Origin of the sequence: Candidatus Amarolinea dominans, assembly GCF_016704685.1 — a bacterium.
Taxonomy (GTDB): Bacteria; Chloroflexota; Anaerolineae; order SSC4; family Amarolineaceae; genus Amarolinea; species Amarolinea dominans.
Genome location: NZ_JADIZS010000069.1, coordinates 1 through 22305, shown reverse-complemented (window position 1 = coordinate 22305; position 22305 = coordinate 1). Strand labels below are relative to the sequence as shown.

At 57.5% G+C, this 22305-nt stretch carries 30 protein-coding genes; 16 read left to right on the top strand and 14 right to left on the bottom strand.

The genetic code is table 11. The features are described from left to right. Positions 1-874: 874 nt before the first annotated feature. Positions 875-1291: a hypothetical protein gene (locus IPF85_RS24830; RefSeq protein WP_343410730.1), complete on the bottom strand. Its 417-nt coding sequence runs from the start codon at positions 1289-1291 to the stop codon at positions 875-877. 310 nt (positions 1292-1601) lie between these two features. Here IPF85_RS24830 and IPF85_RS24825 point away from each other — a divergent pair, with 310 nt between their 5' ends. After that, positions 1602-2420 (top strand): SDR family oxidoreductase, encoded by an 819-nt coding sequence (locus IPF85_RS24825; protein WP_343410729.1) that lies wholly within the window; start codon positions 1602-1604, stop codon positions 2418-2420. A 350-nt stretch (positions 2421-2770) separates the two neighbouring features. On the opposite strand, the gene IPF85_RS24820 is transcribed toward IPF85_RS24825, so the two are convergent. From IPF85_RS24820 to IPF85_RS24775, 10 genes are all read right to left on the bottom strand, one after another. After that, positions 2771-3838 (bottom strand): NAD/NADP octopine/nopaline dehydrogenase family protein, encoded by a 1068-nt coding sequence (locus IPF85_RS24820; RefSeq protein WP_343410728.1) that lies wholly within the window; start codon positions 3836-3838, stop codon positions 2771-2773. Between the two features lie 156 nt (positions 3839-3994). Continuing rightward, entirely contained in the window at positions 3995-4552 is a 558-nt protein-coding gene (locus tag IPF85_RS24815; protein ID WP_343410727.1) for a hypothetical protein, read from the bottom strand. After that, positions 4519-4992, bottom strand: coding sequence for an ABC transporter substrate-binding protein (locus IPF85_RS24810; RefSeq protein WP_343410734.1), 474 nt, complete (start codon positions 4990-4992; stop codon positions 4519-4521). Before IPF85_RS24810 ends, IPF85_RS24815 begins: the two co-directional genes overlap by 34 nt. 163 nt (positions 4993-5155) lie before the next feature. Beyond that, complete coding sequence (locus IPF85_RS24805; RefSeq protein ID WP_343410726.1) at positions 5156-5605, bottom strand: ABC transporter substrate-binding protein; 450 nt, start codon at positions 5603-5605, stop codon at positions 5156-5158. Between the two features lie 67 nt (positions 5606-5672). Further along, positions 5673-6662 carry an oligopeptide/dipeptide ABC transporter ATP-binding protein gene (locus tag IPF85_RS24800; protein WP_343410725.1) on the bottom strand — a complete coding sequence of 330 codons (990 nt, stop codon included), beginning with the start codon at positions 6660-6662 and terminating at the stop codon, positions 5673-5675. Further along, a complete protein-coding gene (locus tag IPF85_RS24795; RefSeq protein ID WP_343410724.1) occupies positions 6646-6909 on the bottom strand; it encodes an ATP-binding cassette domain-containing protein in 264 nt (87 codons plus the stop codon). Before IPF85_RS24795 ends, IPF85_RS24800 begins: the two co-directional genes overlap by 17 nt. 10 nt (positions 6910-6919) lie before the next feature. Continuing rightward, a complete protein-coding gene (locus IPF85_RS24790) occupies positions 6920-7210 on the bottom strand; it encodes an ATP-binding cassette domain-containing protein (protein ID WP_343410733.1) in 291 nt (96 codons plus the stop codon). A gap of 503 nt (positions 7211-7713) precedes the next feature. Then, a complete protein-coding gene (locus tag IPF85_RS24785; RefSeq protein ID WP_343410723.1) occupies positions 7714-8193 on the bottom strand; it encodes an ABC transporter permease subunit in 480 nt (159 codons plus the stop codon). Continuing rightward, positions 8181-8729: an ABC transporter permease gene (locus IPF85_RS24780; protein WP_343410732.1), complete on the bottom strand. Its 549-nt coding sequence runs from the start codon at positions 8727-8729 to the stop codon at positions 8181-8183. Before IPF85_RS24780 ends, IPF85_RS24785 begins: the two co-directional genes overlap by 13 nt. Positions 8730-9266: 537 nt before the next feature. After that, complete coding sequence (locus IPF85_RS24775) at positions 9267-9470, bottom strand: hypothetical protein (RefSeq protein WP_343410722.1); 204 nt, start codon at positions 9468-9470, stop codon at positions 9267-9269. Positions 9471-9979: 509 nt separating this feature from the next. On the opposite strand from IPF85_RS24775, the gene IPF85_RS24770 reads away from it, so the two are divergent. Next, positions 9980-10207 carry a hypothetical protein gene (locus IPF85_RS24770; RefSeq protein ID WP_343410721.1) on the top strand — a complete coding sequence of 76 codons (228 nt, stop codon included), beginning with the start codon at positions 9980-9982 and terminating at the stop codon, positions 10205-10207. Between the two features lie 256 nt (positions 10208-10463). Here the strand turns inward: IPF85_RS24770 and IPF85_RS24765 are convergent, their stop codons facing one another. The 3 genes from IPF85_RS24765 to IPF85_RS24755 all read right to left on the bottom strand — a co-directional run bounded on the left by IPF85_RS24765 (position 10464) and on the right by IPF85_RS24755 (position 12342). Continuing rightward, positions 10464-10694, bottom strand: a complete 231-nt coding sequence (locus IPF85_RS24765; protein ID WP_343410720.1) for a CDP-alcohol phosphatidyltransferase family protein — start codon at positions 10692-10694, stop codon at positions 10464-10466. Between the two features lie 471 nt (positions 10695-11165). After that, entirely contained in the window at positions 11166-11774 is a 609-nt protein-coding gene (pgl, locus tag IPF85_RS24760) for a 6-phosphogluconolactonase (protein WP_343410719.1), read from the bottom strand. After that, the gene (locus tag IPF85_RS24755; RefSeq protein WP_343410718.1) at positions 11767-12342 is read right to left on the bottom strand and encodes a glucokinase; all 576 of its coding nucleotides are present in this window, start codon (positions 12340-12342) and stop codon (positions 11767-11769) included. The genes pgl and IPF85_RS24755 overlap by 8 nt, the downstream gene beginning before the upstream one ends. On the opposite strand from IPF85_RS24755, the gene IPF85_RS24750 reads away from it, so the two are divergent. The 14 genes from IPF85_RS24750 to IPF85_RS24685 all read left to right on the top strand — a co-directional run bounded on the left by IPF85_RS24750 (position 12342) and on the right by IPF85_RS24685 (position 21844). Continuing rightward, positions 12342-12623, top strand: coding sequence for a hypothetical protein (locus tag IPF85_RS24750; protein WP_343410717.1), 282 nt, complete (start codon positions 12342-12344; stop codon positions 12621-12623). The two genes, IPF85_RS24755 and IPF85_RS24750, sit on opposite strands and share 1 nt — an antisense overlap. 567 nt (positions 12624-13190) lie before the next feature. Beyond that, positions 13191-13508, top strand: a complete 318-nt coding sequence (locus IPF85_RS24745; protein WP_343410716.1) for a hypothetical protein — start codon at positions 13191-13193, stop codon at positions 13506-13508. Between the two features lie 458 nt (positions 13509-13966). Next, a complete protein-coding gene (locus tag IPF85_RS24740) occupies positions 13967-14566 on the top strand; it encodes a hypothetical protein (RefSeq protein WP_343410715.1) in 600 nt (199 codons plus the stop codon). Positions 14567-14999: 433 nt separating this feature from the next. Then, entirely contained in the window at positions 15000-15269 is a 270-nt protein-coding gene (locus tag IPF85_RS24735) for an isoprenylcysteine carboxylmethyltransferase family protein (protein WP_343410714.1), read from the top strand. Continuing rightward, positions 15266-15610 carry a hypothetical protein gene (locus IPF85_RS24730; protein WP_343410713.1) on the top strand — a complete coding sequence of 115 codons (345 nt, stop codon included), beginning with the start codon at positions 15266-15268 and terminating at the stop codon, positions 15608-15610. The genes IPF85_RS24735 and IPF85_RS24730 overlap by 4 nt, the downstream gene beginning before the upstream one ends. Further along, the gene (locus IPF85_RS24725; protein ID WP_343410731.1) at positions 15514-15900 is read left to right on the top strand and encodes an isoprenylcysteine carboxylmethyltransferase family protein; all 387 of its coding nucleotides are present in this window, start codon (positions 15514-15516) and stop codon (positions 15898-15900) included. The genes IPF85_RS24730 and IPF85_RS24725 overlap by 97 nt, the downstream gene beginning before the upstream one ends. 223 nt (positions 15901-16123) lie before the next feature. Continuing rightward, positions 16124-16915 carry a DUF1361 domain-containing protein gene (locus IPF85_RS24720; RefSeq protein ID WP_343410712.1) on the top strand — a complete coding sequence of 264 codons (792 nt, stop codon included), beginning with the start codon at positions 16124-16126 and terminating at the stop codon, positions 16913-16915. 194 nt (positions 16916-17109) lie between these two features. Beyond that, entirely contained in the window at positions 17110-17895 is a 786-nt protein-coding gene (locus IPF85_RS24715) for a hypothetical protein (RefSeq protein ID WP_343410711.1), read from the top strand. Continuing rightward, positions 17816-18556: a hypothetical protein gene (locus tag IPF85_RS24710; RefSeq protein ID WP_343410710.1), complete on the top strand. Its 741-nt coding sequence runs from the start codon at positions 17816-17818 to the stop codon at positions 18554-18556. The genes IPF85_RS24715 and IPF85_RS24710 overlap by 80 nt, the downstream gene beginning before the upstream one ends. Then, positions 18547-19185, top strand: a complete 639-nt coding sequence (locus tag IPF85_RS24705) for a hypothetical protein (protein WP_343410709.1) — start codon at positions 18547-18549, stop codon at positions 19183-19185. Before IPF85_RS24710 ends, IPF85_RS24705 begins: the two co-directional genes overlap by 10 nt. Positions 19186-19469: 284 nt before the next feature. Then, entirely contained in the window at positions 19470-19757 is a 288-nt protein-coding gene (locus tag IPF85_RS24700) for a hypothetical protein (RefSeq protein WP_343410708.1), read from the top strand. Positions 19758-20102: 345 nt separating this feature from the next. Continuing rightward, positions 20103-20951, top strand: coding sequence for a sigma-70 family RNA polymerase sigma factor (locus IPF85_RS24695; RefSeq protein WP_343410707.1), 849 nt, complete (start codon positions 20103-20105; stop codon positions 20949-20951). A 156-nt stretch (positions 20952-21107) separates the two neighbouring features. Then, complete coding sequence (locus IPF85_RS24690) at positions 21108-21617, top strand: flavodoxin domain-containing protein (protein WP_343410706.1); 510 nt, start codon at positions 21108-21110, stop codon at positions 21615-21617. Beyond that, positions 21581-21844 carry a hypothetical protein gene (locus IPF85_RS24685; RefSeq protein ID WP_343410705.1) on the top strand — a complete coding sequence of 88 codons (264 nt, stop codon included), beginning with the start codon at positions 21581-21583 and terminating at the stop codon, positions 21842-21844. The genes IPF85_RS24690 and IPF85_RS24685 overlap by 37 nt, the downstream gene beginning before the upstream one ends. The last annotated feature ends 461 nt before the right edge of the window (positions 21845-22305 follow it).

Sequence of the window (22305 nt, the reverse complement as noted above, 5' to 3'; positions counted from 1 at the left end):
GGGCCGTGCATGACCTGGCGAAGATGCTTGGGCTGGCGCTGGCTCACGCCGGTCTACGTTCCGTAGCCGTCCAATGGCCGCCTGACTTTCGTGCCAGTGCTTCGGATAAGCACGGTCCAGACGCTCGCCCCGGCCTGGAACCCCAGCGCACTCCAGTAGGCGGCGCGGAAGAACGGCGCCAGCGTGATCCCCAGCCGGGCGTAGACCTCCGGTGGAATGCCGATGTCGGCCAGGTGGAGAGGTCATCTGGCACGCGGAGCCAGCCCGGTCTTGGGGCAGCGCCAGCGTCAGGGTCCGGTTTGGCCGGATCACCGAGCCCCGGCGCTCTCGCCGGTCGCTGCGTCAACCTGACGGCACATCAAGTGAAAGCACGCGGCGGGCCGATGTGTTGTGGCAGCCCGATCAGCCCGGCGGTGCGGCCGCGGCGTTCAGCCAGGCTGTATGATCAGGCGTCCACCACCAGGTCGGCGCCATGCACCAGGCCGGGCGCTTCGCCAGGGCCGGCGGCGCCAGCCCCGCCGCAGCCAGGATGGCGAGTTGTTGCCGGTGCGCCGGTCAAGGCCGCCGCCGCCCGGTCGAGTACGATGGCGACATCGTGAAGCCGCGATTGTGCAGGTGCTGCGCGCAGGCGATCCTCGCCACCGCCGTTGCCGCCCGGCGCCGGTCAGCACCACGACACGTCCCGCCATACCCGGATGAACGGAGCTGCCCAGCTCGTAGTCCGGTAGGTGGCGCTCCGGGTCGAGCAGCAGCGGGAAGGGGGAGCCGGTCTCCTGCAACCAGGCGCTCGCCCATGCCCGCTGAATGAGATGCGCCCATCAGGCGATTTCACCGCCTGCCTACGGCGGTACGCGTCGCCTGAGCAGTGACCGGATTATCTGACCGGCGTTTCCAGGCTTATGTCAGCGCGCTGACGGCCTCCAACGCTGATGGCTGTCTCAGCCTTTTTCAGGTCGTAGTCGCCCAGTTGAGCCAGTATTGGGGGACCGGCGCAAGGCGCGCCCGAACAACAGGGCCAGGTTCGCCGTGACCGGGCGCGCACCCGATTACGTGAAATGCGCATGGGCGACACCCCAATGGCGGCGAATTGCGCCTGGGAAATGCCCAGCTCGCTCAGCGTCTCGAGGAGGAACTCGCCCTGATGGATGGCTGGTAAAAACGACTCTGGATCATGGGTAAACTCGTCTCCAGTGATAATCAACAATCCGACGTCCAGGGCGTCGCGGTGCTCGAAGCGGAAGCAAATCCGCCACGCCGACTGATACGGATACTCCATTGCCCGCTGCAACATGTCGCAACGCCTCCAGCCGGTTTGACGGCGGTAAGCGCAAGATCCGATGGTTGTGGCATCCAACCGCGCCAGCCGCATCGCGGCGCCGCTGGATGTCGGCAGGCAGACGGCGCGACTTGCCGGTTGCGTAGAAGCGTTCCGTCTCATCATCGGCAAACGAGCGTATCATGGGCTGACTATAAACAAAATGTTTACAAGTGTCAAGCCTGCGCGATCCGTTCTGCCGCCACGGTCAAGGCGCGTTGGCGCGGATGGGGTAAGAACCCCCCATCGGAGTGCGTCTGAATATCAGAGTTCATTGGGAGGGTCCATGTTCACAGGTCTCAAAGGCAAGAACGTTCTGATTACCGGCGGCACGTCGGGCATCGGCCAGGCTATCGCCGTGCGTTTCGCGGCCGAGGGCGCGCATGTCGCCATCAACTACCGCAGCCAGCCCGAAGACGCGGCCGAGACGGACGAGCAGATCCACCGGGCGCTGGAGCAATGTGTCCACGAGGTGACGGCCCACGGCGTGAACCACATCCTGGTGCGCGCCGACGTGTCCAAGGAGGATGAGGTCGTCGCCATGATGCAGGAGGTCGTTGACAAGCTGGGCGGGCTGGATATCCTGGTCAACAACGCCGGCATCCAGATTGCCGCCGACTCCGACGTCCTGTCGGTGGCGAATTTCGACCGGGTGCTGGGGGTCAATCTCCGCGGGGCTTTTTTGGCGGCGCAGGCGGCCATCCGCCATTTCCTGGCCGCGGGCAAGCCCGGCGTGATCCTCAACGTCTCCAGCGTACACCAAATCATCCCCAAGCCGCGCTTTCTTAGCTACTCCGTCAGCAAGGGCGATGCAGAACCTGACCCGCATCGCCGGCCCTGGAATACGCCGGGCAGCATCCGGGTGAACGCCATCGGGCCGGGCGCGACGATCACGCCCATCAACCGGGCCTGGGTGGATGACCCCAGAAGGCCGCCGAAGTGCTGCAACACATTCCCAAGCCCAGCCGGCACATCCGAGGAAATGGCCGCGGTCACCGCTTTCCTGGCCTCGGACGAGGCGGCGTATATCACCGGGCAAACCCTTTACGTGGACGGCGGGCTGACCTTGTACCCAGATTTTCGGACCGCCTGGTCGTCGGAATAGGACGACCTAATATCATGGGTCGGATCAAGATTCCGAGCTTCTCGATCCGGAATCGAGGCTTTAGCCGGTTGCTCTCGTTGCTCAGAAACCGGCTAAAGCCTCGATTCCAAAAATTATCCAAACATCTATAGCAAGACACAAACGGGAGCACTGCATGACGTATCTCCTCAATAATCCCGGAGGAAAGTATTTGCGCCATCCACACTTTGTCAAGGACATCCATCATAGACAAGCCGTGTCGAGTATGGTAAACTGCGGCTATGACTGAACCAACCACACTGTCTGCGACCGTACGTCCATCTTACCCAACGCAATTGACCCGAAAACTACGAACACGAAGGGATTTATAACTATAATTTATTGACCTCTTCTACGGTGTATCCGATACCTTCTAACGTGCGCACGGCTTCTTTCCGATAGTCTCTCTGGGCAACGATGGATGCAATGTCCAGAACTGAGTTAATGTGCGGGGTTTCCACGCCAATACTTTTAGCCAGATTCAACAGAAATACAAGCCCATATCCAGCATCTTCATGAAGATAGCGGTGATCTAGCTCGCCTTGCGCGCGAATTCCTTTGAACCCAGGGGCCTGGGAATATCCTGGGCTGTAACTCGCATCTGTCATATATCCCTGTATCACACCCAACTCGGGGTCTGGAATAATTCTAACGCCGAGCCTTTCACCAATTTCAACTCGTTCCTGATCGATCGCTTCCATGAGTCTTCCCACTGCTGGTGTAACGCCTTCTTCATAGAATAGAAAATCGCCTTGAGTACGCTCGATTAATGCCGCGTTCAGTAATGTCACTGATGGGTGGATTACTGGATTTCCGTTTTGTAGCATGGTCTGGAAAAGATTTTTTGCGGCAACCGTACCAGGATAAACCTGCTGAAATAGCTTTAGTGCGCGCTCTGTCGCGCTGTGCGGTATCGCTGCCAAATACAAACCGCCAATCAATTTGAGATAAACCTTTACATAGCCTGGTTCTGTGTTTCTGGAAGCGTATGGCAAGGTTGACGTTTCTGCTATGACAACATTTTTCGCGTTATCAGCTTTTTCGAATATTTTCCTGGTGACAAGAGCCCCACCGTTAGAACCGGGACTCAGAATATAAACCTGCTTTTCACTGATAACATCCTTGACTGCATTTGCGAAAGGTTCGCTGCTGTATGATGGCCCTACCACAATGATCAGATCAGTTCCATCAATGGTTTTTTCAATATCAGTGCCAGCGTATTCGATCGCCGCAAATCCATTTACATCACCCTCTGCGTAAATACCGCGCTGCGCTTCAACTGCTTCCAAGACCCGTGTAAATCCCTCAAAATCGAACATTCTGACTTTATGGCCATGCAGCGACCAGTCTGCTGCTGTTGCACACGCGCCGTTACCTGAACCTAAAACTGCAATTTTCATTTTGTTTCCTCGCTCATGAAACCACTCGAGTTTGATATTTATTCATGATGCTTTTATCTTGAGATACTTCCTTGCTAATTGCAATCTTGACCGGCCTCTCTTCAATGCTGGTTATTCACCGTCAATGGTCAATTCAACGCACAGGGGAAACGCCAGTCACTTGACGTTTCCCCTGTGCGTTTTAATGGGATACTTTTTACTGTTTCCAACTCCACTCATAGACAAAGAACGGGAACATCCTGAGTCATGAGCTTTTGCATTAAGATCGCTGGACCATACATAGATTTCCTGCTTATGGAAAACCGGGATTCCAAGAGCCAGATCTGCGATGTAAGGGATGAGCTCGTTATAGATCGCTTTACGCTTTTCAGGATCTGTTTCAGCATTCCCTTTTGCGAACATTTCGTCAATGTATGGATCGCTGAACTGGGAGTAATTATTACCGCCGATCCCGACCGTGCCATAGTTGCATTCATTATAAGAAAAGTCGCTGCGGTATGTTGCTCCCTGATTCATGATAGCGAAGTTTCCGCTTTCGACATCTTCATCAGGTGTCTGGGTATTCTGGAGTTCGACAATAACACCAACATCTGCAAGATTCTTCTGGAATACCTGACCGACTTTCTCATGGAAAGTACCTGGAATGGTCAGCAGCTTGACTCCAAAATCCTTAGTGAGATTCACGCCATTTGGATAACCGGCCTCTGCCAGCAATTTCTTGGCCTTTTCAGGATTGTAAGAGAAATCTGGAATAACAGAAGATCTACACCGAATGAGTTGGTGTAAGCCTGCAGTTTTGCTACTGTGCAAAATCCCTCATAGGCAATATCGCAGATGCCTTGCTTGTTGGCAGCCATAGAGAAAGCCTGACGAACCAGTTTGTTATCAAAAGGTTTTACTTTCGTGTTCATCGCAATGACTGCGGTGTACAGCGGCAGTGTCTTTTGATTTGCAAATTTTTTATTGGCAACCAACGGGCCAGCCAGCACCGGCGGCACTGACATGAAGTTGATCTCGCCCGTTTCCAGTGCGACCACTCCAGAAGATGCATCACTCACATAGCGCAGTTCAACATCTTTAATTGCAGCAGGTCCAAGACGATAGTTTTCGTTAGCGGCCAGCATTACCTTTACGGCTGGATCATAAGAAACCAGTTTATGTGGCCTGTACCGGAAGCTACTCGGAAATATCTCCCTTTATGCTCCGTGACAAATTTTTCATTTACGATGGGCACCTGCTGTGTATAAGTAAGAAACAGAGGATAAGGTTTGTCCAGCGTAAATTTCACTGTGTAATCATCGATCACTTCAACAGTTTTCACCATTGAATAGTAAGCTTTTTGGGAGCGAAGCCCTTCGCAAAATTATAGGTGAAGACTACATCAGATGCTTTAAACTTCTCGCCGTTGTGGAAGACTGCGTTATCCACAAGTTTCATGGTATACGTCAATGCATCTGCGCTAATTTCCCAGGATTTTGCCAGACCAGGAATGGCATTACCTTGATCATTTGCTTTGGCAAGCGATTCGTAGACTTGATTGAACACATACGAGTCCGAGAAAGCGCCGGTATCATATGGGTTTAAAGTATTAAAGATATCAGCAACATACACAACAACAGGTTTATTACCTGTATCAGCAGTTTCCTTCGCTGTGCAGCCTGTCAATACAGATGCCGCAATCATAATGATGCAAAGGAATAGTGTAGCAAAGTTTGTTACTTTCTGGGTTCTCATGGCGTAATTCTCCTTTTTATTGATGGTTTTCATAACGCAAAACTCTTTCGTGCAACAAGTCATTTATTTGGGCAGCATATTTTCCATATTCTCCTTCCATTTATTTGGGCAGCATATTTTCCATAACAGGGCAGGCTACAAAGTGATTTGGTGAAACTTCATTCAATTCCATATCCCGCCCCTGAGCAAGACGGCTGGAAGTAAAAGCATCTTGAGCAAAACGACATCCCGGTTCAGGATCAACAGGGCTGGTCAATTCTCCGCGGACAATTTCCATCTTGGTCGTACGGGATGAAATATCGGGTACCGGAATTGCAGCAAGTAATGCTTTTGTATATGGATGAACAGGGTTTTTAAACATTTCCTTCGAGGGAGCTTTTTCTATACATTTTCCCAGGTACATGACCATGATATCGTGGGATATGTGTTTTACTACTGACAGGTCATGGGTGATGAAAATATACGTCAAGCCCATTTCATCCTGCAGATCCATTAGGAGATTCAATATCTGAGCCTGTATTGAAACATCCAGAGCAGAAACCGGCTCATCGCAGATAATGACTTTTGGTTTAAGCGCTAGCGCTCTCGCAACGCCAATACGCTGCCGGCGCCCACCATCCAATTCATGAGGATATGAATTCTCCAACCTTCTTGTTAAGCCGCAAGTATCCATTATTGACCTAACACGTTTTTCCATTTCTTTCTTATCTTTGAATACTTTATTTACGATCAGTGGAGTGGCTATTGTTTCAAAGACCGATTTTCGAGGATTCAAGCTCGAATATGGATCCTGAAAAATGATCTGCATGGATTGTCTGATAGGCCGCATTTGATTTTGGTTCAGAGGTACGATATCGACTCCTTCAAACAGTATCTGGCCGGCTGTCGGTTCGACCAGTTTCAGGATGGCACGCCCCAGCGTGGTCTTTCCGCATCCAGATTCTCCAACAACGCCAAGCGTTGTTCCAGTTGCGATTCTGGCATTAATGTCATCAACCGCATGCAAATTATGGGTTTTACCGACACGAAAATATTTCTTTAGATGTTTTAATTCCAAAATTGGAATATCCTGATCAGTTCTGCTCACCATGAGCACTCCTCCATGATTCCTTGCCTGAGAACAAATAACATTCGATCATGTGTGTTTTATCGCGAAGCTCCCCCATCATTGCCAGGACCTGAGCTTGAATGGTTACATCCAGTGCTGTGGTTGGTTCATCAGCGATAAGAAGATCAGGTTCGCAAGACAGTGCGATCGCAATGACAACTCGCTGCTTCATTCCACCGGAAAATTGATGAGGGTATTCGTACTTCCTTGATGCCTGTATTCCAACCATTTCAAGAACTTCATTTACTCTCTTTGAATTTCTTCTTCTTTAACATTCTCGGAATGGTAACGAATGGCCTCGAAATCTGTTCTCCAACCGTCATAACGGGATTCAGAGCCGTCATTGGATCTTGAAAGATCATAGCGATTCTTTCGCCGCGGATTTGCAGACGCATTTCTTCATCGGATAATTTTAAAAGATTTCTTTCATCAAAAGTCATACTCCCCGAAAGAATCTTCCCTGTTTTCGGTAAAAGCTGCATAATCGCTAAAGCGGTCGTTGTTTTTCCTGCACCGGTCTCTCCGACCAGGCCAAGAGTTTCTCCTTTATTTAAGGTAAAGCTGATCTTGTTGACTGCTTGTACGTTTCCTGAGTTGTTTTATAGATCACTTCCAGGTTTTCGACCCTCAGCAATTCATTACTCATATCACCACCTCCTTTGCTTCCATCTCCTTTGCTTCCATGTCATTTTTGCAGCCAGTCATATTGTGATATCAGTCCTTCAGCCTGGGGTCTAATGCGTCTCGCAATCCATCTCCCGCCAGATTGAATGCAAGTGCAGTCAATACAATGACAAAACCAGGAAGTAGTAACATATACGGAGCTATTCGAAGGAATTCTCTTGCTTCAAAGATAATGGCGCCCCACTCAGGCGTAGGCGGCTGAATTCCGACGCCAAGATAACTTAAGCTGAAACGGTCAGGATAATACTTGCAATGCCCTGTGTAGAAACCACAATGATCGGTCCGAGTGTGTTTGGTATGATCTCCTTTAAATGATCCCCGACTCCCCATACCGACGGCGCGAGCTGCTTCAACATATTGGGAGTCCACGATCCCCAATACGGCAGAACGGACGAGTCTTGCTCGGTTTGGTATAACCGCACATCAAAGCTGCAATGACACTGGCAGGTGTGGCTCCCAAGGCTGCCACAACAGTCATTGCAAGTAGTTGTTCTGGAATGGCAAGGAACACATCGGTTATTCGCATGATAATGCCATCAGATATGCCGCCATAATATGCTGCAATGGCGCCTAAAAGACCACCAATGACCGTGGAAATGATTACTGTTAATAAGCCAATACTCAATGAAATTCGGCTACCGTAAACCACTCGTGCAAATATGTCACGACCGTAGAGATCTGTTCCAAACCAATGCGCTGCAGAAGGACCCTGAATACGTTCTGTTACCCGTGTTTCTCCATCGCAACCAAATCGTCTGCTGTTAATTTTTTTTTTTTTTCTAAAAAGGATCTTTTCATGACATCTTCTCCTGTTAATTATTCTTGACATACTTTGCTTTGATGAGGATCAATGAAAGCGTAAAGCATATCAACGGCCAGCATAATAATCGCGAAGAAGATAGAGATCAGACGCACGCTGGCACAACAGTGGGGGTGTTCTTTTGACCGTATCCCCAGGATGACCAGGGAACCGATCCAGTAATGAAAACACAGTCTCAGCCACCACGGACCTACCAAGTATTGCGCCGAAGTTCTGACCAATGGTTGTAACCACCGGTAATAAGGCGTTTTTAATGCATGCTTATAAGTTACGACGTTGTCAGGAACACCCTTGGCTTTTGCCGTTCTTACATAATCCTGTCTGATCTCTTCCAACATCGTCGAGCGTGTCATACGCAGTATTGCGCATCCATAGGGTCCGCCGCAGGTAATTACTGGCAATATATAACTCGCCAGGGACGATGCACCGCTGGCTGGCAGCCAACCCAGTTTTGAGGAAAAACTAAGTATCAAAAGCATTGCCAAAAGGAATGTTGGAACTGCCACCAAAATCGTGGCAACAACTCGTAAAATGGCATCACCAATAGAGTTAATACGTATTTAATCATGTCGTAAGACTCCTATTCGATCTTTTACGTTATAATTAAATTGCAGATAGAGCCCATGGACTGCCACTTGGACAGTCAGGACGGCTTCGCAGGTCTGCCCGATGGGGACCGCAGGAGCGCCAACTCAACTAGCGGTCCCCATCGTCCTATTTGTTGACTTACAACTGTTTCACGATCTGTTAGCGAATGATTTGCATGCCGCTAATTCTCAAGGCTGCTTTCCAAGCGTAGAATTTGTGCCGGTCATCAAGATATGGAGCAAGCGATTTCCCGCGCCCTCGATATGTTGATGCATCGCCCGCTCGGCTTCCATTGCGTTTCTCTTTTCTAGAGCGTCAATGATCGCAAGGTGCTCTCCAAGGTCGAGAGCATCTTGCTCAACTGTGCGCTTATTGGCTGTGGCTGAGAGGCCTCCCCACATCATCGAGGGAAAAATCATCCAGAGTTGTTTCAGTGCATGGATGAGATAGGCACGGCGAGAGGCGGTGGAAAACGATTTCGTGGAAGCGACAGTTCAGTTCACGGTGTTTGCCAGGTCTTCTGGAGCTAAATGCTCTTCTACCTGGATTGCCAATGTCCTGAACCCGACCAGTTCCTCAGCGGTAATGTTTTTCGCAGCAATATTGGCGGCCATGCCCTCCATAAAAGCGCGAACTTTGTAGATATCTACGACATCATCAGCCGAGTACTCACGCACACGCATGCCGCGATAAGGCAAATACTCAACCAGCCCTTCAGCCCCAGTTTCGAGCGCCTGCCGGCAGGAAGTTCACTAACACCCAACTCGTCGGCGATGCGGGCTGCCGTAGCCACTCTCCCGGTTGGAACAAGCCACCAAGGATAGCCGCGTGCAGTCTCCCTCCGCCCAGTCGCGTACAGTTGGGGTGCTGGCGGGTTGTCTCGATTCATCGTAGTGTTCGAAATATGTCACCCCTCTTCGCGCATCTCGGAAGTTGATTACCATTCACAGAATCATATCTTAGATATGATTTTACTGCAAAATAGAAATCTTGTCAAGTCGCTTTTGCCATTGGGTGCGGTACAGAGTTTTGCGCTCAAGGGGGGATGGTCTGGCAGAATAGGGCCACACCAATCAAGGATGGCGCAATGAAAAATGAAAAAAATGAAAAAAAAATGAAAAGCGATTTTGACACCCAATGGCACGAACTGGCCGAAGAGGTGATCGGCGGCATGAAGGAGTGGCGTCTGCAGCATCCCTGAGCGACGTTGCGGGAGATTGAACAGGCGCTGGACGCACGGCTGGGGAAGCTGCGGGCCAAGATCCCCGCGCTGGTTGAGGCCTTGCGCGGCCACGTGCGCGAGCATCATCGCTTCATGTTGCGCGAACTGCTCAAGCACTTGGATCATCTCGGCCAATGCCTCGCCACGGCCAGCGCCCGCATTGCCGAGTTGACGGCGAAGCCCGCGTGGGCAGCGCAGCGTGAACCGAGTTGACGCGGGCGATGACTCCGCGAGCCGCAGTCGGTCGGGGCAACAGTGCGTGTGTCGGTGCAATGGGCGCACGCAGGTTGATCGCCAACAACTCGTCGATGGCGTCTGGGCTCTGCTGCGCGGGTGGGCCGTACCAGCCCACGGCTGCGTTGTGTACCACGATATTGAGCCTGTCGATCCCCTGCTCGTCCAGGAAGTTTCGTATGGCCTCGAGCCGCACCGGGCCACGCCAAGTCGGCCTGACAATAGGCGCCGGACGTCAAGACAGGTACATCCACGACGCCGCGTTGATGTAGAAGCTGCCCAGCAGGAGCGCCAGGCCCACGCCGAGCTCGGTCGTGGCGCGCCCCAGGAACAGGCCGATGGGCACTGCCGCGTACACCACGAAGTCCGCCACGATGTCCAGGTAGCCGCCAAAGTCCGTTTGCTGCTGGGTCAGGTGGCGCCAGAGCATCCCGTCGAGGCCATCCAGGATCCGGCTGGTAGCCACAGCGCCAGGGCAAGCGCGACCATCTGCCTGGCTGCCAGCACGGCGCGGTCAAGCCGATGAGCATCGCCAGCAGTGTGATGGCATTGGGAGACGCGCCCATTACAGCCGCCAAAGTCCGAACAGCCGATCCTTGTAACCACGTAACGTATGATCCACCATGAGCTGCCTGCGCTACTCTGACGCACTGAATCCATAGTTTCTTACCCCGGCAGGCGTTGCGAGGCTTATGCGCTTCTTGAGCGAAATTCGTCTGAATCTGGGGTAAGAGATCATTGGAATCTGCCATCATGAGCAGGCTATTGAAGCCGCCTATGCCATCCCAGGCCTTGCGCGGGTTGGCGGGAGTGCAGCAGCGCGGCCTGATCGAGCCACCACAGCAGTTCCCCCACTCGGGGGTTGATGCGTTGGGCGGGACAGCGGCGCGGGTCGCGTGGGCCGGTCAGCGTCGCGGCAACGGCATGAGCCGTATTCCTACGTGTGACGAGGAAGGGCACAACGCGTGCCGCGTTCAAGACCTGCGGCATCAGCGTCACCCGTTGCGCAGGTCGTCCCTCGTAATCGGCCGTCACGGCAAGGGCGGGCGCGCTCTGATGCCGTGGGCAAGGGCGAGCCGGGAAAGAGCGATGCTGTATGGCCGTCGGCGCCCAGCCCCAGGAAGACCCAATCGAAGCGGGGCCAGGCCTCGCCCGGGTTGGCGGACTCACGCAGTTGGCGGACGTAACTTCCGCGGCCGCGCTTGGTTCCCCATTCGCCGCGCACGCGATGGATGTTTTCTGCCGGCGCCGGAACCTGATCGAGCAAGGCTCGCCGCGCCTGGCCGTAGTTGCTTTGCGGGTGATCCGGCGGCACGCAGCGCTCGTCACCCCAGAAGAAGCGCATCTGCGGCCACGGCAATTTTTCCCGATACGGCGGCCGCGCCAGCAGCTCGTACAACGCCTGTGGCGTGCCGCCACCCGCCAACGCCACGGTGAAGTAGCCGCGGGTGTTGACCGCCTGACTAACCGCCCGCACGAACTGCGCGGCGACGTCCCGGATGAGCGCGGAGTTGTCCTCGAAAATCCTGATGATCGGCTCAAGCATGATAGCCCTCCAGCTCTAGCCCATGGCACGCGGCGTCGAACAACGCCGCCTCGGGATTGCGGATCACATGTACCGGCACCTGCTTGAGAAAGTCGGCGAAATGCCCTTTGTCGGTGAACGCCCGATTAAAGGCCGCTGTCGTCAAGCGCAGCAGGCGCGGCGGCAATCCGCCGCCCAGGCAGATGCCGCCGGTCGCCAGCACCCGCAAGGCCAGATTGCCCGCCTCGGCTGCCAGGATGTCCCGGAAGAGCTCCAAAGTCGCGCCGCAGGCCTGCCTCGACGCCCACGGACAATCACCCGGGTCGGATCCGCGGCGCTGGGCTAGCTCGGCGGCCAGCCAGTCCGGCTCTTCGTAACGGTCATTGTCGCGCGAAAACCGTACAGGTAGGCAGCCCGCGTCCGAACACCCTGCTCGTAACTGACGTGACCGGGCGGGGTCGCAGATACGCCAGGAGTTCGGCGCCCAGCGGTGTGTAGGCGCAAGTCGGCATGGCCCCTTCCGAGGCGAGGGGCGGTAGGCGTTGCCAGTCCACAGCAGGAACGCCTCCCCAGGCCGGTGCCGGGGCAATGACGCCTAACGGCGCCTGGGACGCCGGCCTGCCCTCGTTGAGCGTTCCAGATCCTCGGCGCGCAGGTTGGGCACGGCGGGGCGATGGCAGCCAGGTCGTTGAGCAGGCGCCCGGCGCGCCCAGCCATGCGCTGAAGGACGCCCTCCTCGATCACCCACGGCAGGTTCGTGGCCTGACGCGCCGGCGACGACCGGCCCGGCGATCCCGGAAGCTGGCGCGGCGGATCGCTACGTCCTTGCCCTGCAGGAACGCGGCGACGATGGCCTCTAATGAAACGTAGTCCGCGCTGGGAAACGTCGCCTTCGCAACGGGTGCGTGCGGTCCAGCCTCCGCTGAGTAGAGCGCCAGGTAGTTTTGGCGCCGCCGATGTCACCTGCGAGCCACAAAGCCCCGTCCGCCTGGGCCAGGTTCTGTTGATGGATCATGCCTTCTTTTTTCCTCTTTTTGTAGTAACTGTCAGGCGGCCCCCTGCCCCCAATTTGGGGGAAAGCATCCGGCTCCCCCAGGATTGGGGGCAGGGGGCTGCCTGCCTCTTTCCAAGCTGCTGTGACCTTTTCGACCGCGCTGCCTCATACGGCTCAGCGAGCCTGGCACGCAATGCATAGTCTGTGTTCTGCTTCAACATTACCATACCCTCCCCTATCCTCAATGACCCACCGCACACGGGATCTTCGCCATCCGAAATCTCCTTTCTGACTGACGAACCGAAATGCTTGATTGTTATTCTACTTGATTTCGAGTAATGCGGTAGCGCCAAACGGACGATGCGGCGGGGCATCTCTACCTGGTCGCCCGATCCGCCAAATAGCCTGTTGTGGGACCGAGACGCCTCAGGATTGCCGCCGCTTTGCGTCTGGCTTCGGGCTCCACCTTCGGCTACCAGGCGTGGCGGACGGCTTCGGTGGGGCGTCAAGATCGTGGAAGTGATCAAACGGAGCGATCAACATGGCTGAAGACTCGATTGCCGGCCTTCACGCGCATCGAGCCATATCGCTCACCAGACGGTCAGACCGAGATAGATGCGCTTGCCGAGAACAGCGAACGGTGGGCGGTTGAGGTCAAGTGGCGGCAGAAGCGAGTCGGCCGCAGTGAGTTGGAGCGGCTCCTGGCGGCCGCCGGCCTGAACGCGTGCCTGGTGCGTCTCGCAGGCTGGCTTCACACCTGACGCCCTGACCTTTGCCGCCAACAATGCCATCTTGCTGAGTAACGCCGCAGATTTGGCCGCGCTGGCGAAGCTGGCGCGTTGATCTGAAACAGTCAAGCAAGACCCGCACTTCGATTGAGCGCTCCCAAACACCACCTGACTTTACCCAGAGCAGCGAACGAGGGATACAGACCAAAAGGCGCCAGACTTTGTTCCGCGCGCTGGTGCTATACTCCGTGGCATGATGGAAACCCATGCACGGTCGCGCGCTGTTCTTTCCTTTTCTCACCGCTGCGCTGTGGAGCACCAGCGGCCTGCTCTCATCAAGCTGCTGACCTGGGAGCCGCTGGCTATCCTGGGCGGGCGCAGCATCGTGGCCGGCATCGTGATCTGGTTTTCTCTGCGTCGGCGCGACGTCCATGTGACCCGCTTCACCCGCTGGCAAGTAGTGGGCGCGCTGAGTTACGTCGGCACGCACCATGTTCATCACCGCCACCAAGCTGACGACGGCGGCCAACGCCATCTTCCTGCAATACACTGCGCCGATCTACGTCCTGCTGTTGGGGTGGTGGCTGCTCGAAGGAGCGTCCCCGCCGCGGCGACTGGATCGCCATGGCTGTGATCTTCAGGGGCTGCTGCTCTTCCTGGGCGATGACCTGACATTGCAGGGCCTGCGGCAATGTGCTGGCTATCCTCAGCGGCGTGCTCCTGGCCGTCACCACCCTGGTCACGCGGGGCGAAACGCGCGGGACGCCGGCCGCGACTTTTCTCCTGGGCTGTCTCATCGGCGCGGTGATCGGGCTGCCCGCCCTGCTGCAGGCCACCTTCTCGCCGTTGAACCTGGGGATGATCGTCTTCCTGGGCGCTGTCCAGATGGGCCTGCCCTTGATCCTCTACTCGGCCGCGATCCGGCATGCGCGCTGGAGGCCAGTCTGATCCTGACCCTGGAGCCGGTCCTCAACCCGCTGTGGGTCTTCCTGGTCATCGGCGAAGCGCCGGGGCAGCTCGCCCTGGCCGGGGCTGCGCTGGTGGTGTTGGCCCTCACCGGCCGCGCCTGGGTCAGCGCCCGCAATTCGTGACGCCAACCGCCTTTTTCGCATCCTCGCGTCCTCGCATCTTCGCGGCCTTGTGTGAGGCCTGTTTTTTGTGATAACATGAAATCAGGTTTCTTAGAGTGCGCCAGGCGTGCCTGCAATCGGCCTTGCGCCTGGCTTGGAGTGAGAGCATGGAGGCAATCTATGCGAGACCGGATCTTGAAACGAGCAAAACATGAGTACACCCCGGTCAGCGGCTGGCCGCGCTGGCGGTTGCAGCCCCGTTCTTTCTCATCATTCTGCCCCTGCTCATCTACCGCCTGGGCGGCTGGCTGGATCGCGCGCTGGGCTGGCCGGCGCTGATCTACCCGCCGGCCAACGTCGTCCTCGGCGGGCTGATGGTCCTGGCCGGCTTGGCGCTTGCCGTCTGGACGATCACCATGCAATTCACCCTGGGACGGGGCACCCCATTCCCGTCATGGCGACCCAAAAGCTGATCGTCCGGCCGCCGTATTCCTTCTGCCGCAACCCCATGACCCTGGGCACAATCGTGGCCTACCTGGGGATCGGCGTCATCCTCGGGTCGCCGGGCGCCGCACTGGTGATCATCCTGGGCGCCGCAGCACTTCTCACCTACATCAGGCGCGCAGAAGAGCAGGAGATGATCGCCCGCTTCGGCGACGAGTACCTGGCCTATCGAGATCGGGTGCCGTTCATCATCCCCAGGCTGCGTAGGAGAGGGCCATGAACCGCCCACAGCGAACGTTCACCCCGCGTGTCATTGTCCTAATGCTCTTCTTCATCGTGGTCATCCCCTTCCTGCCCTTGCTGGTCTCCTGGCGCTGGGATTGGTGGGAAGCCTGGGCCTATGCCGCCATCAGCATCCTGGGTTTTGCCATCAGCCGGGCGCTGGCGGCGCGGCGTCATCCCGATCTGCTCGCCGAGCGCGCCGTTTCATGCAGCAGGAAGACACCAAGCCCTGGGACAAGCGCCTGGCGCCGCTGCTCGGACTGGGCGGCGCGCTTGTTCTGCTGGTTGCCGGGCTGGACCGGCTTTGGGGCTGGTCGCCCGCGTTCAGCGGCCCGCTGAAGCTCCTGGCGCTGGCCCTCATCCTGGCCGGCTACGCCCTGGGTTCCTACGCCTTGATCGCAAACCGCTTCTTCTCCGGCACGGTGCGCATCCAGACCGAGCGCGGCCACCACGTCGTGTCGAGCGGCCCCTACCGCTGGCTGCGCCATCCCGGTTACGCCGGCGCGCTCGTGGCCTACCTGGCAACCCCGTTCTTCCCTCGATTCAGCCTGGGCATTCCTCCCACCCTGTTCGTCATGGCTGTCCTGGTCGTTCGCAACTGCGCTGGAAGACCGCACCCTGCAGGCTGAACTGGCAGGCTACCGGGAATATGCCGGCCAAAGTGCGTTACCGGCTGCTGCCGGGCGTCTGGTGAACCCAGAGAGGCTGTCTGAAATCCCCATCTTCGGTCCCTTACCCCGGATTGGAACCTGAATACGAGCGGCGGCGTCATCGGCTGAAATCCAATGGCCGCGCTACTCGTTCGTTGTGAGCCTCAGGGTTGCGGTCTACCAGTTCGAAAGGATGTCATTCATGGCTCTTATCACACGTCTGCGTACCCATCCCCGGCGTCAGGTCGCGGTGGCGGCATCGCTGCTTTTTGCCACGGCCGTCTGCCTGCTGCAGTTAGGCGTGCGCGCCGTCTACGCACGCAGCACCGTTCATTTCCACCTGGTCTGGAACCTGTTCCTGGCCTGGCTGCCCATGCTCAGCGCGCTGATCGCCTACAACCTGGCCACGCGCGGCCGCTGGCGCAGTTGGCTGCTCGTCTTACCCTGCCTGATCTTCTGGCTGCTCTTCTTCCCCAACGCGCCCTACATCCTCACCGACATGCTGCACCTGCGACCGCAGGGCAACATTCCGCTCTGGTATGACCTGATCCTGCTCATCACCTTTGCCTGGACCGGCGCCTTCCTGGGCCTGATCTCGCTCTACCTGATGCAATCGCTGGTGCGCCGCGCGGCCGGCGCCTGGGTCAGTTGGCTCTTCACCTTCGCCGTACTCGGCCTGACCGGCTTTGGCGTCTACCTGGGGCGCTTCCCGCGCTGGAACAGTTGGGATGTGATCACCAACCCCAGCGGCCTGCTGCTCGACATCGCCGGCCATTTCCGCCATCCGGTCGCCAACGCTTCCGCCTTCGTCTTCTCCGCCCTCTTCGCCCTCTGCCTGGCCGCCATGTACTTCATGCTCGTCAGCATCATCGAGTTCAGGCAGGGAGGAGGCGTGAAGCGCTTCGACGCACCTATTTTACGATCTCTAAACGACCCCTTCGTATACTTCAAGGCGTGCGGCTTCCGAGGGCTGCAAAGCTCGAAAGAGCGTTGACGCCGCATACGTTTTTAGATCGAAGGACAAATTCACATGAGTCACACCCATTTTGCGCCTCGTTTCCGCCTGGCCTGGGTCGCGGGCGATCGGCTTCGGGCTGCTGCTCTGGCCGGCAGCGGCCTCTGCGCACACCGGCGACGCCAGCGCGGCGCCCGGCGCCTGTCTCCAGCCCCTCCGCCGTGTTCCTGCCGATGATCAGACGCCAGCGCCTGCCGCCGACCGCCGATCTGATCGAGCGGGCGCGTGAGCGAGGGGAGATCAACGCAGAAACCGCCCTGATCTACAAGGTGTTCGCTGTCTTTGGCGACGCGCGCCTGCCGCCGCGGCTGCTGGGGACGACCGACGTGCTGGACTCCAACGCGGTGGCCGAGGCGACGCAGCGCTTCGAAACTCTGACGCCGGCAACGCGCCAAACCGTGGTCCCTTTCCTGATTCCACCGGTGTACGCCGGCAGTTGGTATGACCAGCGCGTTCACGGCGCGTCGGCAACGGCGGCAACCGCGCAACCAACCGATCATATCAGCGATCGCTGCAACGAGGTTGCGCAGAACCTGCTCATTCCCCTGGAAACCGACCATTTCGTGGTGTGGTTTCCGCCCAACGATAACAGCTTTTGGCAGCGCGCCCTGGCGATCAGCACCAACCTGGAGACGCGCATCTACCCGATCCTGACCGATCTGCTGCGTGTGCCGTTGAGCGACGCGGGCCTGGGCTGCAACCCCAGCGATGACCGTTTGGATGTCTACATGGTCTACGACCCCCTGCCCGGCCGCGAAAGCGCCCTGGCGATGGTGAGCACCTATCCTGGCAAGGGCTGCAAAGCGGCGCCCACCTACCATGCAGGTGCTCAAACAAGGTTCGTCCGAAACCAACACCGTCGCGCACGAGTTCATGCACATGCTTCAGTACGCCTACAACCCGGCGGCCGGCTGTTACGATTCATGGTGGATGGAATCAACGGCCAACTGGGCGATTGACTATTTCGAGACCATGGACGGTCAGCCCGACGCGCAGTCAGAACAACGGTATGCCAAGTCATACCTGGAATCGGCCTTGCTTTGGCTGGATGACACCACCGGCATCCGCGAGTACGGCGCCTATCTATGGCCCTTCTACCTGAGCCATTACACCGGCAGCTATCACCCTGAGTTGATCGCGCAGATCCTGGCTGCCACCGAAAACGCGGCCAACGGCGACCTGTACCAGGTCATCAACGATCGCATCACAGGCGGGTGGGAGCAGCGCTGGCCTGAATTTGCCCTGCTCAATCTGAACCTGCCTCCCAACAACCGCTACGAGGCGTGGGACAATTTCCAGAAACGCTGGCTGGTGGACTGGCGCATGGCCGATGCACGCGTGGCGCTGCTCGACGACCCTTACTGGGTCCACTATCTCAATGCCCAGCCCGCGGGCGATCCGCTCGCCCTGCCCGATCTCGGCATCTTTTACGAGGAGATTACGATCGCTGACGATGTGCGCATGTGGGCGTTTGCCAACACCTTCAACAACATGCCTCACATGCGTGCAGGCGCTGCTCTCTGCGATGGGCAGGGCTGGCAGGGCCGGAGGACTGGTCGCAGCGCAAATGGAGCCTGTTCTGCCAGGACATCCCTGCGGAGCGCTGGAGCGTGCTCTTGATCATCAGCAACAGCAACTGGCAGCGGCGCACCGACAGGATCGCGCCCAACGGCGATTTGCGCGTGGTGAGCAGCGATCTACCCTGCGCCGGCTGGCGCGGAACCAGCAGTTGGCAAATGGTGGGCCAATCGGTCAATGCACAGGGGCAGGTTGACTACACGCTGCGGGGCGACGCCACGCCGACATTCACCCTGACGCGACGCATCCTGGCAGGCGACCAGGTGGGGCTGGAATTTCAACCGACCGCCGGCAACGCCACCTGGCTCACCGCGTTTACCGCGCTGGATTTTCAGACGGGACACACGACCAGTTGTACGCAAACGGGCGGCGGCGCTCTGAGCGCCGGTCTTGGCGGTTTGTTCATCACCGAGGATTTGAGCGGCGAGACGATGCAGCGGCAGTTCGAGGCGGGCGGGCTGATCCCGGCGCCGGAGCGCTGCTCGGTCTTCACGACCTGGACGCACATCCCCTGGCTGGTGACAGACATTCGCGATACCGCTCCGCGTCCCTGGCCGACCTCTGCGCCGCACGGCCGGCTGCAGGGCAGCGACAGCTTCACGGAGGTCGGTGATGGCACGACCGACACAACGACATCGGCATGGAACCTGACGGGGTTCGCCAGCCCGTAGCGCCGCCGCTGGCGAGCGATTGAAATCGCGCCTTTTCCCGATCAGGCGCGGCGGCAGCGCACCTGCACCAAGCCATTGGCATATTCCTTTGTGGCTTGGCGTCCCTGTGTGAAAATTCGTAACTGCTCAGGCGGCCCCCCTGCCCCCCAATCCTGGGGGGAAAAGCATTCGGCTCCCCCAGGATTGGGGGGCGGGGGGCACTCCGGGCGCTTTGGAGTACCAGCGGCCTGCTCATCAAGCTGCTGACTTGGGAGCCGCTGGCTATCCTGGGCGGGCGCAGCATCGTGGCCGGCATCGTGATCTGGCTCTCTCTGCGGCGGGGAGACCCCCATCTCCCCCACTTCACCCGCTGGCAAGTGGTGGGCGCGCTGAGTTACGTCGGCACGCAGATCATGTTCATCACCGCCACCAAGCTGACCACGGCCGCCAACGCCATCTTCCTGCAATACACCGCGCTGTGGGTCTTCCTGGTCATCGGCGAAGCGCCGGGGCAGCTCGCCCTGGTCGGGGCTGCGCTGGTGGTGTCGGCCCTCACCGGTCGCGCCTGGGCCAGCGCACAGAACTCGCGATAGGATTCATCGCTTTCTCGGTAACTGACTTGACAGTGGCAGACAGGTTTTGGTCTACTTCACTCATGTGAGTGATAACTCATGTGAGTGATAAAGGAACGTGGCCACATGTCTAGCTTTTACCCCGACTCTCTGCACCAACGTTTCACCCATTTGCCAGATTTGCCTAATCTGCGCTGGATAGACTATAATAACAGCATCCACAGGTTAGAACTTCACCCCATCTTATCTGGACGCCCATAATTTCTCGGATGATGGTGTGTCGTCAGCCTGCTCAATTCCAATTTCGCGCACAATCAATGAACTGATGCTCTTATGATCCCGTGACCCGAACAGGAGGGCTTGCGCATGACAACACCGATTCCTTCCGCCAGTGAACTGCACGCACACTGTTTTCAGTTGGTCGAGAAAGCCCGTGCCGATCAACGCACCCCGTGGCGTTGTTGGACGGTGGACGAGGGCGCTGAATTGCTGCAGTTGTTGGCCATGCGCAATCTGTATGGTGAGCGTTGGCCACGTCTGCTGCAAAGCGGAGCCAAAGTGGCCCGTCAGGGGTGGCAATCGTATGTCGCGGTGATGGCCGACATGGTGGAAGCACACCATGACCAGGTATGTGCGCTGGTGGACAACAACCCTGAGACCTGGCACGCCCTGTGCCGAGAGGTGCATACGCTGACCCTGCGCTACCTGACGCGTTACCGTATGAGCCGACAACGGGCGCGTTTGGACAGCGAAGATATCACCCAAACCATGTGCTTGAAGCTGCTCCTGATCCTGCCGCGCTATCCGTGGGATGTGAATTTTGTGGCGTGGCTGACGAATGTGACGCAGCACCTGACGATTGACGTGATGCGGCAACATGCGGCACTGGATACGGCGGTGTCATATGACCTGGACATGTTGCAGGAAAGTTATGATGAGACGTCGCACGAAATTCGCGCGCGCGATCGGCTGCGCGCGGCCAGTCATGACCACTCCTCGCTGCTGTTCGATGAGGCGCTGAGCGAGGCGCTGACTTGTATCACCTCAGCGTGGCAGCGCAATGCGTTTGTTCACTGTCGCCTGTTGGACGAAAGTTTGAGCGACGTGGCCTCAAGCTATGATGCAACCTACCGCGCCATTTCTAGTGCCCTCCTACGCGCCGAGCAACATCTGCGCGCCTTCCTCGCCGAGCACCCCGATCATTTCAACCCGTAGGTCACGAGTTACGAGCCTGGTTGTTCTTGATGACAAAAACACCTGGTCATCTCGGCCCGCAAGCGGCGCCCTGTTCGTGGCGTAGAGAGACTCGCATCATGTTTGCGGCTGAACGAAAGACACAAGGGAGAATTCGGGGGAATTCGGGAGAGTTTGATGAAGAACAGAGTTCTGGTGGCGTACGCCAGCAAGTATGGCGCGACCCAGGGGATTGCCGAGAAGATCGGCGCAGTGTTAGGCGACGCGAACCTCTCGACCGACGTGGCGCCCATGGCGCGGGTCGGTGATTTGGCGCCGTACAGCGCCGTGGTACTGGGCAGCGCGGTCTATGCCGGCGCGTGGCGCCAGGAGGCGGCGACATTTTTGGAGACACATGCGCTGGCGTTGGCCGCGCTCCCGGTTTGGCTTTTCTCCAGTGGACCGACCGGCGTGGGCGATCCACTGGTGTTGATGAAGGGCTGGCGCTTCCCAGACGCGTTGCAGCCTGTGGCCGACAGCATCAAGCCGCGCGCGGTCGCCTTTTTCCACGGCGCCATTGACATGAAAAAACTCAACCTGGCCGAGAAACTGCTCGTCAAAGGCATCAAGGCGCCGGTTGGCGACTTCCGGGATTGGGCCGCGATCAGTGCATGGGCCGCGGACATCGCCGCGGCATTGGCCGGCTGAGCGCAGTCACGACGGCAGCTTGGAACAGTTGGGATGTGCTGGCCAATCCGGCCGGTCTGCTGTTCGACACCGCCAGCCACTTCCGCCATCCGGTGACCAACGCATCGGCGTTTGTCTTTTCCGCACTCTGCGCCCTGTGCCTGGCCGCCATGTACTTCATGCGGGTGGCCATCATCGAATTCCAACAGGAGGAGAGCGGCCCGCCATCGAAGTCCCCAACCCTCTGAGTGGCGGCTTTGGGTTTATCCCCGACCATGCTATAATAATTGCACGCAACCGACCTGGTCACTGTTTCCGTCATCCACCCGGACCCGACATACAGCGCCATGTGGCTTTGTCTGCCGGTCCTCTGTCTCAGCCAGGGGTCAATCATGGCATCAAGCCTTGCTTCCGAACCGATGTTCGCCCCTCAACAGCCGTTATCGCCGCGCACAAGCGCGGGGATAGCGGCTGTTTGTTTTTTCACGACATTGGCCGCGGTCACCACCCCCAAGCCCACCCTCCCGGCCAAGCGCCAGGTCGCATCGGCCCTGCCTCCGGACGCATGGCTGGACCCACCACTTCCTGCACAACCGCTTCGCCCCCCCTGTTCACAAGCATAACACAGCCCGGGGAGGCAAACATCAGAGGAAATGATGAAAGGAAATGAAAGAAAGTTGGAAGACCAGTGAGAGTATTTGTGTGGTAG

What these genes read in the sequence shown, in the direction of transcription:
- IPF85_RS24830 (WP_343410730.1), bottom strand. Translation starts at nt 1,291, where the DNA reads ATGTTGCAGCGGGCAATGGAGTATCCGTATCAGTCGGCGTGGCGGATT.
- IPF85_RS24825 (WP_343410729.1), top strand. Translation starts at nt 1,602, where the DNA reads ATGTTCACAGGTCTCAAAGGCAAGAACGTTCTGATTACCGGCGGCACG.
- IPF85_RS24820 (WP_343410728.1), bottom strand. Translation starts at nt 3,838, where the DNA reads ATGAAAATTGCAGTTTTAGGTTCAGGTAACGGCGCGTGTGCAACAGCA.
- IPF85_RS24805 (WP_343410726.1), bottom strand. Translation starts at nt 5,605, where the DNA reads ATGAAAACCATCAATAAAAAGGAGAATTACGCCATGAGAACCCAGAAA.
- IPF85_RS24800 (WP_343410725.1), bottom strand. Translation starts at nt 6,662, where the DNA reads ATGGTGAGCAGAACTGATCAGGATATTCCAATTTTGGAATTAAAACAT.
- IPF85_RS24795 (WP_343410724.1), bottom strand. Translation starts at nt 6,909, where the DNA reads ATGGTTGGAATACAGGCATCAAGGAAGTACGAATACCCTCATCAATTT.
- IPF85_RS24785 (WP_343410723.1), bottom strand. Translation starts at nt 8,193, where the DNA reads ATGTCAAGAATAATTAACAGGAGAAGATGTCATGAAAAGATCCTTTTT.
- pgl (WP_343410719.1), bottom strand. Translation starts at nt 11,774, where the DNA reads ATGCTTGAGCCGATCATCAGGATTTTCGAGGACAACTCCGCGCTCATC.
- IPF85_RS24750 (WP_343410717.1), top strand. Translation starts at nt 12,342, where the DNA reads ATGACGCCTAACGGCGCCTGGGACGCCGGCCTGCCCTCGTTGAGCGTT.
- IPF85_RS24740 (WP_343410715.1), top strand. Translation starts at nt 13,967, where the DNA reads ATGTTCATCACCGCCACCAAGCTGACGACGGCGGCCAACGCCATCTTC.
- IPF85_RS24735 (WP_343410714.1), top strand. Translation starts at nt 15,000, where the DNA reads ATGGCGACCCAAAAGCTGATCGTCCGGCCGCCGTATTCCTTCTGCCGC.
- IPF85_RS24730 (WP_343410713.1), top strand. Translation starts at nt 15,266, where the DNA reads ATGAACCGCCCACAGCGAACGTTCACCCCGCGTGTCATTGTCCTAATG.
- IPF85_RS24720 (WP_343410712.1), top strand. Translation starts at nt 16,124, where the DNA reads ATGGCTCTTATCACACGTCTGCGTACCCATCCCCGGCGTCAGGTCGCG.
- IPF85_RS24715 (WP_343410711.1), top strand. Translation starts at nt 17,110, where the DNA reads ATGATCAGACGCCAGCGCCTGCCGCCGACCGCCGATCTGATCGAGCGG.
- IPF85_RS24710 (WP_343410710.1), top strand. Translation starts at nt 17,816, where the DNA reads ATGCTTCAGTACGCCTACAACCCGGCGGCCGGCTGTTACGATTCATGG.
- IPF85_RS24695 (WP_343410707.1), top strand. Translation starts at nt 20,103, where the DNA reads ATGACAACACCGATTCCTTCCGCCAGTGAACTGCACGCACACTGTTTT.
- IPF85_RS24690 (WP_343410706.1), top strand. Translation starts at nt 21,108, where the DNA reads ATGAAGAACAGAGTTCTGGTGGCGTACGCCAGCAAGTATGGCGCGACC.
- IPF85_RS24685 (WP_343410705.1), top strand. Translation starts at nt 21,581, where the DNA reads ATGGGCCGCGGACATCGCCGCGGCATTGGCCGGCTGAGCGCAGTCACG.